Origin of the sequence: Massilia cellulosiltytica (assembly GCF_047325105.1) — a bacterium.
In the GTDB taxonomy this organism is placed as follows: Bacteria; Pseudomonadota; Gammaproteobacteria; order Burkholderiales; family Burkholderiaceae_D; genus Telluria; species Telluria orientalis.
In genome coordinates this window covers 6,395,855-6,408,952 of record NZ_CP168562.1, presented here as the reverse complement: position 1 = coordinate 6,408,952, position 13,098 = coordinate 6,395,855, and the positions used below count along the sequence as shown (strand labels likewise).

11 protein-coding genes and 1 tRNA gene are annotated in these 13,098 nt (G+C 65.1%); 8 read left to right on the top strand and 4 right to left on the bottom strand.

Annotation, left to right across the window (positions count from 1 at the left end; genetic code table 11):
• Positions 1-72: 72 nt before the first annotated feature.
• Together aroKB and ACEN9H_RS28105 are read left to right on the top strand one after the other, a co-directional pair.
• Positions 73-1,740 carry a bifunctional shikimate kinase/3-dehydroquinate synthase AroKB gene (gene aroKB / locus ACEN9H_RS28110; RefSeq protein ID WP_413672887.1) on the top strand — a complete coding sequence of 556 codons (1,668 nt, stop codon included), beginning with the start codon at positions 73-75 and terminating at the stop codon, positions 1,738-1,740.
• Complete coding sequence (locus tag ACEN9H_RS28105; RefSeq protein ID WP_160406698.1) at positions 1,737-2,876, top strand: deoxyguanosinetriphosphate triphosphohydrolase; 1,140 nt, start codon at positions 1,737-1,739, stop codon at positions 2,874-2,876. The genes aroKB and ACEN9H_RS28105 overlap by 4 nt, the downstream gene beginning before the upstream one ends.
• A 3-nt stretch (positions 2,877-2,879) precedes the next feature.
• Here ACEN9H_RS28105 and ACEN9H_RS28100 read toward each other — a convergent pair whose 3' ends face one another.
• From ACEN9H_RS28100 to mutM, 4 genes are all read right to left on the bottom strand, one after another.
• Positions 2,880-3,248 carry a VOC family protein gene (locus ACEN9H_RS28100; RefSeq protein ID WP_413672886.1) on the bottom strand — a complete coding sequence of 123 codons (369 nt, stop codon included), beginning with the start codon at positions 3,246-3,248 and terminating at the stop codon, positions 2,880-2,882.
• Between the two features lie 299 nt (positions 3,249-3,547).
• Complete coding sequence (gene mutY / locus ACEN9H_RS28095) at positions 3,548-4,657, bottom strand: A/G-specific adenine glycosylase (RefSeq protein ID WP_413672885.1); 1,110 nt, start codon at positions 4,655-4,657, stop codon at positions 3,548-3,550.
• A 3-nt stretch (positions 4,658-4,660) separates the two neighbouring features.
• Entirely contained in the window at positions 4,661-6,595 is a 1,935-nt protein-coding gene (locus ACEN9H_RS28090; RefSeq protein ID WP_413672884.1) for a dynamin family protein, read from the bottom strand.
• 37 nt (positions 6,596-6,632) lie between these two features.
• The gene (gene mutM / locus ACEN9H_RS28085) at positions 6,633-7,466 is read right to left on the bottom strand and encodes a bifunctional DNA-formamidopyrimidine glycosylase/DNA-(apurinic or apyrimidinic site) lyase (RefSeq protein ID WP_056126562.1); all 834 of its coding nucleotides are present in this window, start codon (positions 7,464-7,466) and stop codon (positions 6,633-6,635) included.
• 200 nt (positions 7,467-7,666) lie between these two features.
• Here mutM and ACEN9H_RS28080 point away from each other — a divergent pair, with 200 nt between their 5' ends.
• The 6 genes from ACEN9H_RS28080 to ACEN9H_RS28055 all read left to right on the top strand — a co-directional run bounded on the left by ACEN9H_RS28080 (position 7,667) and on the right by ACEN9H_RS28055 (position 13,070).
• A complete protein-coding gene (locus tag ACEN9H_RS28080; protein ID WP_413672883.1) occupies positions 7,667-9,454 on the top strand; it encodes a tetratricopeptide repeat protein in 1,788 nt (595 codons plus the stop codon).
• A 64-nt stretch (positions 9,455-9,518) separates the two neighbouring features.
• The gene (locus ACEN9H_RS28075; RefSeq protein WP_413672882.1) at positions 9,519-10,127 is read left to right on the top strand and encodes an outer membrane lipoprotein LolB; all 609 of its coding nucleotides are present in this window, start codon (positions 9,519-9,521) and stop codon (positions 10,125-10,127) included.
• 1 nt (position 10,128) lies between these two features.
• A complete protein-coding gene (gene ispE / locus ACEN9H_RS28070) occupies positions 10,129-11,022 on the top strand; it encodes a 4-(cytidine 5'-diphospho)-2-C-methyl-D-erythritol kinase (protein WP_413672881.1) in 894 nt (297 codons plus the stop codon).
• A gap of 80 nt (positions 11,023-11,102) precedes the next feature.
• A tRNA-Gln gene (locus ACEN9H_RS28065) sits at positions 11,103-11,179 on the top strand.
• 161 nt (positions 11,180-11,340) lie between these two features.
• A complete protein-coding gene (locus tag ACEN9H_RS28060) occupies positions 11,341-12,291 on the top strand; it encodes a ribose-phosphate pyrophosphokinase (RefSeq protein WP_056126570.1) in 951 nt (316 codons plus the stop codon).
• A 191-nt stretch (positions 12,292-12,482) separates the two neighbouring features.
• Entirely contained in the window at positions 12,483-13,070 is a 588-nt protein-coding gene (locus ACEN9H_RS28055) for a 50S ribosomal protein L25/general stress protein Ctc (protein ID WP_371765253.1), read from the top strand.
• The last annotated feature ends 28 nt before the right edge of the window (positions 13,071-13,098 follow it).

Here is a 13,098-nt window from a genome sequence, read left to right as displayed (position 1 = left end):
TTTCTTAAGGGATGCCCAATTGCAACAAAGCGGCCAGGGGTTACCTGGCCGTTTTTATTTGAACGCGTACACGTGTCTGACTGTAAGAACAACAACATCTTCCTCGTCGGCCTGATGGGGGCCGGCAAGACCACCATCGGCCGCCTGCTGGCGCGGCGCCTGGACATGACCTTCATCGATTCCGACCACGAGATCGAGGCGCGTACGGGCGCCACGATTCCGTGGATCTTCGAGATCGAGGGCGAGGCCAGCTTCCGCCGCCGCGAAGCCGACGTGATCCGCGAACTCACCGCGCAGAACGGCATCGTGCTGGCGACCGGCGGCGGCGCCGTGCTGAACCCGGCCAGCCGCGCGCTGCTGGCGGAGCGGGGCACCGTGATCTACCTGCGCGCGAGCGTCTCCAGCATCCTGGCACGCACGGCGCACGACAAGAACCGCCCGCTGCTGCAGACGGCCGACCCGCGCAGGAAGCTGGAAGACCTGACCGCGCAGCGCGAGCCGCTGTACCGCGAGATCGCCGACATGGTCATCGACACGGGCCGACCTAACGTACAATCGATGGTTCAGACAATCCTGGACCAGCTCGACGCGGACAACGCCGCACGCGAGCAGGCCAACGCAAAGACGACAATGAACGAACAGGCATGCATCTCTCTTAACGTCGAGCTGGGCGACCGCAGCTATCCGATCGCGATCGGACGCGGCCTGCTGGACGATACTTCCCTTCTGAATCGCCACATCGGCGGCAGCGGCAAGGTGGCCATCGTCACCAACACCACCGTCGCCCCGCTGTACCTGGACAAGGTCGCCGGCCCGCTGCGGGCGGCCGGGCGCGAGGTCGTGCCCATCATCCTGCGCGACGGCGAAGAATTCAAGAACTGGGAGAGCCTGAACGAGGTGTTCGACGCGCTGCTGGCCAACAAGTGCGACCGCAAGACGACCCTGGTGGCGCTGGGCGGCGGTGTGATCGGCGACATGACCGGTTTCGCGGCCGCGACCTACATGCGCGGCGTGCCGTTCGTGCAGATCCCGACGACGCTGCTCGCACAGGTCGACTCCTCGGTCGGCGGCAAGACGGGCATCAACCACCCGCTGGGCAAGAACATGATCGGCGCGTTCTATCAACCGCGCGCCGTGATCGCCGACACCGCCACGCTCGACACCTTGCCGGACCGCGAGCTGTCGGCCGGCCTGGCGGAAGTCATCAAGCACGGCGCCATCCTCGACGCCCCCTTCTTCGACTGGATCGAGGCGAACATCGGGAAACTGGTGGCGCGCGACCACGCGGCCCTCGCGCACGCGATCGCGCGCTCGTGCGAGATCAAGGCCGACGTCGTCGCCCGCGACGAGCGCGAAGGCGGCCTGCGCGCGGTGCTGAACTTCGGCCACACGTTCGGCCACGCCATCGAGGCGGGCCTGGGCTATGGCGCGTGGCTGCACGGCGAGGCCGTGGGCTGCGGCATGGTGATGGCGGCCGACCTGTCGCGCCGTTTGAACCTCATCGACGGCGCCGCGGTCGACCGCGTGCGCGCGCTCGTGAAGGCGGCCGGGCTGCCGGTCATTGCGCCGGACCTCGGCGTCGAGCGCTGGATCGAGCTGATGGAAGTCGACAAGAAGAACGAGGGCGGCGCCATCAAGTTCATCCTCCTGAAACCGCTGGGCAGCCCGAGCATCACGAATGCGCCGCGCGAACTGCTCGACGCCACGCTGCAGGCCTTGGTTGGAGCACCTTCGTCATGATCGACTTCGACGCCCACCTGGCTCCCTACGCGGCGCAGTCGTCGAAGAGCCGTGGGCGTCGTCATCCGGAACCATCGCCCGGCTCGCGCAGCGAATTCCAGCGCGACCGCGACCGCATCATCCACTCGACCGCGTTCCGCCGGCTCGAGTATAAAACCCAGGTCTTCCTGAATCACGAGGGAGATTTATTCCGCACCCGCCTCACGCACTCGATCGAAGTCGCGCAGATCGGGCGCACGCTGGCGCGCAGCCTGCGTCTGAACGAAGACCTCGTCGAAGCGACCGCGCTCGCGCACGACCTCGGCCACACACCGTTCGGCCACGTCGGCCAGGACGTGCTGAACGACTGCATGAAGGACTACGGCGGCTTCGAGCACAACCTGCAAAGCCTGCGCGTCGTCGACCATCTCGAAGAACACTACGGCGCCTTCGATGGCCTGAACCTCACGTTCGAGACGCGCGAAGGCATCCTGAAGCACTGCTCGCTGACGAACGCGCGCCAGCTGGGAGACCTGGGCCAGCGCTTCATCGACAGGACGCAACCGAGCCTGGAAGCGCAGCTGACGAACCTGGCCGACGAGATCGCGTACAACAACCACGACATCGACGACGGCCTGCGTTCGGGCCTGCTGACGATGAAGCAGATGGAAGAGGTGGATTTGTTCGCGCGCCTGCACCGCGAGGTCGTGCAGCAGTACCCGGGCCTGCAGGGCCGGCGCGAGCTGTACGAGACGATCCGTTTGATGATCACGGCGATGACGGCCGACCTGGCCGCGACGTCGGCCGAGCTGCTGGCGGATGCCGCGCCGCAGGGCATCGACGACGTGCGCAAGGGGCCGCCGCTGATCCGCTTCTCGGACGCGATGCGTGCCGAGACGACGGCGCTGAAGCGCTTCCTGCACGCGAACCTGTACCGCCACTACCAGGTGAACCGCATGCGCGTGAAGGCGAGCCGCATCGTGCACGAGCTGTTCGACGCCTTCATGACCGATCCCGTGCTGCTGCCGCCGGACTACCAGGTGGCGTCCGGCGACACCATGAAACAGGCGCGCAAGATTGCGGATTACATTGCGGGGATGACGGATCGGTATGCGATCAAGGAACACCGGCGCATTTATTCGCTCGATACGTTCTGATGTTCACTCGGTACGCGCGAACACGCGCAGGCGGTGGCCGTCCGGATCGGCCGCGGTGAACGTATAACCGAAATCTACCTTGGTCGGCGCCTGCAGGATGCGCAGTCCGGCCTCGCGCCACTTGCCGTGCAGCGCATCGACCTGCGCGTCGTCGGGCACGCGGAACGCGAGCTCGCTGCCGCAGCCGTGGAAGTCGGCGGCCGGCACCGTATCGGACTTCGCCCACAGGCCCAGCATGCGGCCATTCTCCAGCGGGAACAGCACGAACGTGGGCGACGATTCGACGTGCTGCGCGTCCAGCAGCTTGCCATACAGGCGCGCGCTGGCCTGCGGATCGGCGACGTAGAGGATGGTATAGGTCGGGGTCAGCATGATGATCTCCTTCGTTGGTTGACAGTGCGGCCAGTCTAGGCCGGACCACTGTCAATTCCTGTCAGGAGAACAATGACCCCAATTCGGGGTCAGAGCACATTTTCTCGAAAATTCGGGGTCAGAGCACTTTTTCGAGACATGGCTCCGCAGCAATGTTTGCTGAATCTTGCGCGCGATGGCAGGCCCGGCTGGAGAGCGCGTCCCCGTGATCCGCGACGTTGCGGTGCTGGGAAAACATTGCTCCGAAATGTGCTCTGACCCCGAATTTTTCAAATAATGTGCTCTGACCCCGAATTTGGTCAGGAGAACAGCGATGGGGCCGCCAGTTGCCCCAGCAGCTTCTTGATCGGTGCCGGCAGCGGGGCGTCCGTGATGGTCGCCAGGTTCCACCACACGTGGCCCGGCGGCGTTTCGCCGCGCGCGGAGACGCCCATGCGGTACGGCTGGATGTGCAGGCGGTAGTGCGTGAAGCCGTGTACCAGCGGCAGCAGCGGTTCCACTTCGGCCACCGTGCCGAACTCGCCGGCGGCGCCGGCCAGCGTCGTCGGCGACACGTCGTCCGCCTCGTCCAGCGCCACGTGGCCATCGTATTCCGGCAGCGACAGCAGGCCGCCCCAGATGCCGGAATCCGGCCGCTGCTGCAGCAGCACCTGGCCGTTGTCGACGACGGCCAGCATCAGCGCGCGCCGCTCCGGCGTCGCCTTTTTCGGCTTCGGCACAGGCAGCACCGAGGTGCGGTTGGTCGCGAATGCCACGCAGCGGTCCCGCAGCGGACAGCGGTCGCAGTCCGGTTTGCCGCGTGTGCACAGCGTGGCGCCCAGGTCCATCAGGCCCTGCGTGTACGCCTCGATGCCGTCGCCTTCCGGCAGCAGCGCGTCGGCGCGGCGCCACAGCGCGTCTTCCACCGGCTTGATGCCCGGGTATGCGTCGATGCCGAACACGCGCGCGAACACGCGCTTCACGTTGCCGTCCAGGATGGCGGCGCGCGCGCCGGCGGAAAACGCGGCGATGGCGGCAGCCGTCGAGCGGCCGATGCCGGGCAGGTCCGCCAGCAGCGCCGGGTCGCTCGGGAACACGCCGCCGTAGTCCGCGACGACGCGCTTGGCGCACGCGTGCAGGTTGCGCGCCCGCGTGTAGTAACCGAGGCCGCTCCAGTGCGCCATTACGTCTTCCGCCGGCGCCGCGGCGAGGTCGTGCACGGTCGGGAAGCGCTCGAGGAAGCGCGCGTAATAGCCCAGCACCGCCGTCACCTGCGTCTGCTGCAGCATGATTTCGGAGAGCCAGATGCGGTACGCGTCGCGCGTGTTCTGCCAGGGCAGGGCGTGGCGGCCGTGGGCGCGCTGCCAGTCGATGACGGCGCGCGAGAAGCTGGGGTCGGACAGGATTTCGGTGTCGGTGCTGCGTTTCATCTATCAGGCTGCTCGCAATTCGGGCAGGTCGGCGCGCAGCGTGTCGGCGACGGCGCCGGACAAGTTCGCGAGTCGCGCCTTGACCTGCTCCAGGTCGTGTTGGGCCGCCTCGAAGGCGGCGATTTTCTGTTCCAGGCTGTCGGTGGCTTCCAGGATGCGCTGGATCGATGCCTGGCGGTGGCGCAGCTGGTCGCGATGCTGGCGGATCTGCGCTTCGAGCGGCGCATTGACCACCTTCAGCCACGCCTCGGCATCGCCGTTCGCTTCGCGGAACGCGAATTTGATGCGCGATGCGATCGTGTCGAAGAAGCGTTCGAGCAGGGTGCCGCGGCTCGTGATGAGCAGGGTCGCCGTGCCGAACTGCTTCACGTAGATCGCTTCGATGGCATCGATCTCGCGGCGGTAGCGTTCCAGCGACAGCGCGGCCGGCAGCGCCAGCGCGAGTCCGTGCTCGGCGGAGAAGCGCCGCACCATCGTCTCCATCATCGCCGCGATCTCGGCGATTTTTGCTTGCGCCGCAGCCAGGCTGGCGCGCGCCTGGTCGAAGAACGTGCGCACCGGCGCGCGCATGCCCGTCGAAAAGCGCGCGGCTTCCATCGCGGCGCGCACGGCGTCGACATGGTCCTGCACGACGTCCATGCCGATGATCGAGTAGAGCGCCGTCGACAGCGTGGTGAACACGGCGCGCGTGCCCTGCAGCTTGAACAGGCTGGCGTCGAATTCCTTCTTTTCCATCTCGACGCGGCGCACCATGTGCGCGATCACGCCCTGGTTCTTGCCGCGCAGGCTTTGCAGTTCCTGCAGCTGCTCGACGAGGTCGCGCCCGCGCGCGGCCAGCAGCGCGGACTGGGCGCCCGTCAACGTCGCGAGGTCGTCCTGCAGCTGGCGGCGCAGGATGTCCTGGCGCGCCGGGATCAGCTGGTGGAACAGCGCCGATTCCAGCGCGCCCATGCGGCTCTTTTCGAACAGGGCGTAATCGCCCGTGATCTTGCCGACAAGGGCTTTTTGCGCGGACACCGGGAACACCTGCGCATCCGCGACGCCCAGCAGGCGCGCGGCGTCGTGCTGCTGGCGCGCGATGGCGGCGTCGTTGTCCTGTGGCGTCCTCAGTTCATCCCACAAGGCATCGATCTTGTTCAGCACGACGATCCGGCCCGCATTGGACCCGGAATCGGCGTTGATATGCGTGCGCCAGACGTCGATGTCGCTCTTCGTGACGCCCGTCTCGGCGGCCAGGATGAACAGCACGGCGTGCGCGTTCGGGATCAGGTTCAGCGTCAGTTCCGGCTCCGTGCCGATCGCATTCAGGCCCGGCGTGTCGAGGATCACGAGGCCCTGCTTGAGCAGCGGATGCGGCACGTTGATCAGCGCGTGGCGCCAGCGCGGGATCTCCACGAGGCCGTCCGCGCCCAATGTCGCCGCGAGGTCGGGGTCGTCGGGATCGTACAGGCCGTAGCGCTGCGCCTCGGCCGGCGCGACGCGGCGCGTGAGGCTCACCTGCAGGAAGGTCTCGTGCATGCGCTCCGGCGCGGACAGGTCCAGCGGCAGCACGGTCCACGCATCCGGGACGTCGCGATAGTCGCCCGTCGCGAGGCGCTCGGCGCGGGTCTCGATCGGGAGCAGGCGGATGCAGGGGACGAGCGCCGGCTCCCACGCGAATTCGGTCGGGCACATCGTCGTGCGCCCGGGGCTCGACGGCACGATGCGCTGGCCGTAGTCGGCAAAGAAGATGGCGTTGATCAGCTCGGATTTACCGCGCGAGAATTCGGCCACGAATGCGACCGACAGCCGGTCGTCGCGCAGCCGCGCGAGCGCACGCGCGACGCGCTGTTCCGCCGCCCCGTCCAGCAACTCGGCTCCCTGGGCCCAGCTGCGATACTGTTCCAGCGCCTGGGCGACCTGCGTGCGCCAGTGCGCGTACTGTTGCAAATCCTGCATATCGGTGTCCCGCGTGTCCCGTTCCTCGTCGATGGCCTTACCGCTGGCAGACCGCGCAGTAGAACGTGGACCGCTGGCCCTGCTTGATCTGGCGGACCGGCGTGCCACAGTTGCGGCAAGGAACTCCTGCACGATCATAGACGAAATATGTCTGCTGGAAATAGCCTGACTGACCATTTACGGCAATAAAGTCACGCAGCGTGCTGCCGCCTTGTACGATCGCGGCGGCAAGGATGTCGCGGATCGCCTCGGCGAGCTTGTCGTAGCGAGCGCGGCTGATCTTGCCGGCGGCCGTCTTCGGGTTGATGCCGGCGCGGAACAGGCTCTCGCACGCATAGATATTGCCGACGCCGACGACGATGTCGCCCGCGAGCAGCACCTGCTTGATCGGGGCGCTGCGGTTTCTCGTCGCCTGGTGGAGCAGGGCGCCGGAGAACTTGTCTTCGAGCGGTTCGACGCCCAGGCCGCGCAGCAGCACGTGCTGCTCCAGCTCGCCGTCGTCGTGATCGTGCCAGAGGACGGCGCCGAAGCGGCGCGGGTCGTGCAGGCGCAGCACCCGCCGGCCTTCCGGGCCGCGCACGACGAGATCGAAGTGGTCGTGCTTCTTCAGCTCGATACCCTCCGGCAGCACGCGCAAATGACCGGACATGCCCAGGTGGACGATCAAGGTGCCATGTTCGAATGTCAGCAGCAGGTATTTGCCGCGCCTTCCCGTGCCGAGGATGCGGCGGCCCGCGAGCAGCTCGCGCAGATTCGGGGGAAACGGCCAGCGCAGGCCTTCGCGGCGCAACACGACGTCCTCGACGATGCGGTCTTCCAGGTGAGGCGCGACACCTCTTCTCGTCACTTCGACTTCTGGTAATTCAGGCATGTATGGTCTCGCTTAACAATGTCCAGCGCGGTGTTGCAGCTCCTTGCCGTGCTACGGCACTGTCCGCGTCGCTGCGCCTTGCCCTGGACATGTTGAAGCGATCCTTTGAAATGATCGGAATGTAAATTCGTGTTGCAGCGGCGCACGCGCGGCGGGTGCATGGCGTAGAATCGGACAATCTCGATGACGTGGGACTTGCCTTGAAAAACGCTTTCGCCATTGTAACCCTCTCCGCACTGCTGTCGGCCTGCGCTGTGGCTCCCAAGCAGCAGCAACCGGCCCCGGACCTGTCCGACCAGCCGCTCGCCGCCGCCGAAACCCGGGACCATCCCGACCAGGACAAGGAAGGCGAACAGGCCGAAAAGCTCCCCAACGTCGAGATGACCCCGGCCATGATGAGCCAGCTCATGCAGGCCGAGATGGCCTACAAGAACGGGGACTGGCAGGGGCCTTACCTGACGATGATGAGCCTGGCCCAGCAGACGAAGGATCCGCGCCTGGCCAAACGCGCCGCCGAGATGGCGCTGTCCGCCAAGCAGGCCGACGACGCGCTCGCCGCCGTGAAACTGTGGCGCCAGTACGCACCGGACTCCGAAGAGGCCAGCCAGTACTATCTGGGGTTGGTCATCCTTTCCGACAACCTCGGCGAGGCCGAAAATATCTTGAAACAGCGTCTGGCGGACGCGACCCCGGGCGCGCGCGGCCTCGTCATGTTCCAGATGCAGCAATTGCTGCTGCGTGCCAAGGACAAGGAAGCGGCCAGCGCCATGCTCGAGCGCCTCGTCGCGCCGTACGGCAACCTGATGGAAACGCACGTCGTGCTGGCCCAGGCCGCGCTGGCGCGCAACGACAAGGCGGCCGCCAGGCGCGAGGCGCAGACGGCCCTGCAACTGAAGCCCGATTCCGAGATCGCCGCGCTGACGGCGGCCCAGGTGAGCGAGGACGAAGGCGGCGCCATCAAGGTGCTGAAGGATTTCCTCGCGGCCCACCCGGAGGCGCGCGAAGTGCGTTCCGCGTACGCGCGCCTGCTCGTCAACGAGAAGCAGTACGAGGCCGCGCGCCAGGAATTCCTCACGCTGGATAAAGCCCAGCCCGACAATCCGGGCACCTTGTACGCGCTCGGCATCCTGTCGATGCAGATGAACGACCGTACGGCCGCGGAAAAATATTTCAGCCGCTTCGTGGACCTGATGGACAAGGCCCCGGAAGACGAGCGCGACCCGACGAAGGCCGTGATGATCCTGTCGCAGATCGCCGAGGAACGGGGCGATTACAAGGCGGCGGCCGACTGGCTCGACCGGCTCGACACCGAGGATCCGAAGGTCCAGTTCGGCGCCGAACTGCGTCGCGCCCAGCTGACCGCGAAGCAGGGCGACGTCGCCGGCGCGCGCAAGCTGCTGGGCACCCTGAAGACGGACGACAAGACGGAGCAGGCGCAGATCGTCCTCGTCGAAGCACAAATCCTGCGCGACGCGGGCCAGGCCAAGGACGCGTTCAAGCTGATGGAGCAGGGCGTCAAGCGCTTCCCGGACAATACGGACTTCCTGTACGACTATGCCCTGATGGCCGAAAAGATGGGCAAGACGGCCGTGATGGAAAAGGCGCTGCGGAAAGTGATCGCCAAGTCGCCGGACAATATGCAGGCTTATAACGCGCTCGGCTATTCGCTGGCCGACCGCAACATCCGCCTGAAGGAAGCCTATCAGCTGATCTCCAAGGCCCTGAAAATGGCGCCGGGCGACCCGTTCATCCTCGATAGCATGGGTTGGGTGAACTATCGCCTCGGCAAGCTGGACGAGGCCGAGACTCACCTGCGCAAGGCCTACACGCTGCGCAACGATCCGGAGATCGCCGTCCACCTGGGCGAAGTGCTGTGGAAGAAGGGCCAGAAGGAAGATGCCCGCAAGCTGTGGCGCGAAGCGCAAGCCAAGGATCCGAAGAATGACGCGTTGAAGAGCACACTGGCGCGCCTGCACCAGACTCTGTGAAATAATGACAATCGACGGACGCTGCGGCGTCCGTCGGTTCATTCGACTTGCTGACTTCATGCCGATGCATTCACTTTCCCGATTCGTTTTCGCCGCCGCCTGCGTCGCGGCCCTGGCCGGCTGCGCCACCACCGCCAACGTCCCGCTGGCCAACCCGACCGCCCAGGTGGGCGCCTACCGCGACACCATCGACCTGAACGGCCGCCTGGCCGCGAACTACCAGAAGGATGGCCAGCCGCAATCGATCAACGGCAATTTCACGTGGGCGCAGCGCCCTGGCCGCATCGACGTTTCCCTGTTCTCGCCGTTGGGCCAGACCGTCGCCGAGATCACGGTCACGCCCGAGACCGCGACGTTGAAACAGTCCGGCCGCGCGCCGCGCGTGGAAAAAGACATCGACACGCTGACGGCGAAGTCCCTCGGCTGGACCCTGCCCGTGAGCGGCCTGCGCGACTGGCTGCAGGGCTATGCCGTCGACGCGAGCGGCAAGCGGTTCACGGCGTCGCCTGCGCACGACAGCGTCGTCACGAACGATGGCTGGCGCCTGCGTTTCGTGGAATGGCAGAACGGTCCGGGCGGCGTCCCGATGCCGCGCCGCATCGATGCCGAGCGCAGCACGACGGCCGTCGGCGATGCGCTGACGATCCGCATCGTGATCGATCCGGTGGCGTGACATGGCGCCGACGTCTCTGCACAACTGCCCCGCGCCGGCCAAGCTGAACCTGTTCCTGCACGTCGTGGGCCGCCGGCCGGACGGCTACCACCTGCTGCAATCCGTGTTTCAACTCATCGACCGCAGCGACACGCTGCACTTCGACTTGCGCAGCGACGAGCGCATCGTGCGCACGACGGAGGTGCCCGGTGTGCCGGAAGAGCAGGACCTGATCGTCCGCGCGCTGCGCGCGCTGCAGGCGGAATACCAGCGCCGCCACGGCCGCCTGCCGCCCGGTATCGACGTCGCCGTCGAGAAATGCCTGCCGATGGGAGGCGGACTCGGCGGCGGCTCGTCCGACGCGGCCACGGCGCTGATGGCGGCCAATCATTTATGGCGGGCCGGCCTGACGGATGCCGAGTTGATCGCGCTGGGCTTGCCGCTGGGCGCGGACATCCCGTTTTTCCTGTTCGGCGAGACGGCATTCGCCGAAGGCGTGGGGGAGGCATTGCAGGCCGTGCCAGGGCCGGATTGCTGGTATGTCGTCATCGAACCGGGCGTCTCTGTCCCCACCGTTGCAATTTTTACGGCGACCGATTTGACAAGAAACACGAAAGCCATCACAATATCGGACTTTTCCAGACGACATGTCGAATCGAACGATTTGATTGGCTTCGGGAAAAATGATTTGCAGGACGTGGCAGCCCGCTTGTTCCCGCCGGTAGCAGAGGCGATCGAATGGTTGGGTGGTTACGGAGCGGCCAGGATGACTGGTTCGGGCTCGTGCGTGTTTTGCGCATTTTCCACAGAGCATGAAGCTGAACAGGTACTGAAGCATGTGCCGGCCCGGTGGAGAGCGTGGAAAGCGAAAGCGTTGCAGCGACATCCGATGAAAATCGCTCTTGCAAATCAATGAGTTGTAGAATAAAATTTTGCCTGTCGACGCATTTGACGATATAATAATCGAGTGCAGCGACAAGCTGTAAGTTTCAGTGTAGGGGAATCGCCAAGCTGGTTAAGGCACCGGATTTTGATTCCGGCATACCAAGGTTCGAATCCTTGTTCCCCTGCCAAAGTTTCTTTGCCTGAGCTGATGATGACACGTGCTCCAGCAGGCAGATAAAAATGGAGCCGCCAATGAGCGGCTCATTTTTTTTTGTGGTTCAGCGTTAATCATCCGACGATTAGCTGCTTTTCAAGTTCTTTCAACGCTTCTTACATCTCTGGGACTCCCATGGCTTACGAAAACCTGATGGTTTTTACCGGCAATGCCAATCCGGCGCTAGCAGAAGGGGTCGCAAAAAACCTCGGCATTCCTCTCGGCAAAGCCGTAGTTTCGAAGTTCTCCGACGGCGAAGTCATGGTCGAAATCAACGAGAACGTTCGCGGCAAGGACGTCTTCGTTCTGCAATCGACCTGCGCCCCCACCAACGACAGCCTGATGGAAATCATGCTGATGGTCGACGCTCTCAAGCGCGCATCGGCTGGCCGCATCACCGCGGCGATTCCGTACTTCGGCTATGCCCGCCAGGACCGCCGTCCGCGTTCCGCGCGTGTCGCGATCTCGGCGAAAGTCGTCGCGAACATGCTGCAGGAAGCCGGCGTCGAGCGCGTCCTGATCATGGACCTGCACGCCGACCAGATCCAGGGCTTCTTCGACATCCCGGTCGACAACATCTACGCATCGCCGCTGCTGCTGGGTGACCTGCAGAAGCGCAACTACGACGACCTGCTCGTCGTGTCGCCGGACGTCGGCGGCGTGGTGCGTGCCCGTGCGCTGGCCAAGCGCCTCGGCTGCGACCTGGCGATCATCGACAAGCGCCGCCCGAAGGCGAACGTGTCGGAAGTCATGAACATCATCGGTGAAGTCGAAGGCCGCAACTGCGTGATCATGGACGACATGGTCGACACCGCAGGCACGCTGACCAAGGCCGCCGAAGTCCTCAAGGAGCGTGGCGCGAAGAAAGTCGTCGCGTACTGCACGCACCCGGTCCTGTCCGGCCCGGCCATCGAGCGTATCGCGAACTCGCCGCTGGATGAACTGGTCGTCACCGACACGATCCCGCTGAGCCCGGCTGCCCAGGCTTGCGGCAAGATCCGCCAGCTGACCTGCGCACCGCTGCTGGCCGAAACGTTCAAGCGTATCGTCAAGGGCGACTCGGTCATCTCGCTGTTCGTCGACTGATCGAATCAGGTTTCAAGCGCGGCGCGCCTGGCTGAAAAGCCGGCGCGCCGTTGACGTATCAAAGGTTTACAGAATTTCTTGAGCGTGCGCGAGTGCGCTCTTTACCGATGTCCCTGGTCGCGGGGACATCACAACCCGGGCAACCGGGCCGGCACGCGCCGGCATTCGGGCCCACACTTTGGAGTAACACCATGAAAGTAGTCGCATTTGCACGTACTCAGCAGGGGACCGGAGCGAGCCGCCGCCTGCGCAACGCCGGCCAGACCCCGGGCATCATCTACGGTGGCGCCGCTGCCCCGGAACTGATCGCCCTGGATGGCAACGCGTTGTTCCACGCGCTCAAGAAAGAAGCTTTCCACGGTTCGATCCTGGATCTGGAACTGGACGGCAAGACGCAGAAAGTCCTGCTGCGTGACTTCCAGATGCACGCATACAAGCAACTGGTCCTGCACGCTGACTTCCAGCGCGTCGACGCTTCGCAGCCGATCCACGCCAAGGTCGCCCTGCACTTCGTCAACGCCGAGATCTCGCCGGCAGTCAAGCTGAGCGGCGCCATCGTGTCGCACGTGCTGAACGAACTGGACGTGTCCTGCCTGCCGGGCCAACTGCCGGAATTCATCACCGTCGACCTGTCGAAGCTGGAAGCCGGCCAGTCGATCCACGTGTCGCAGCTGGCCCTGCCGGAAGGCGTGACCGTCGTGGCCCACGGCCAGGACCAGACCGTCGCCACCTCGTCGATCCCGCGCGGTGCCGCAACGGCCGAAGCCGCTGCAGAGTAATTTTTACTCCGCATCACAAAACCCGCCG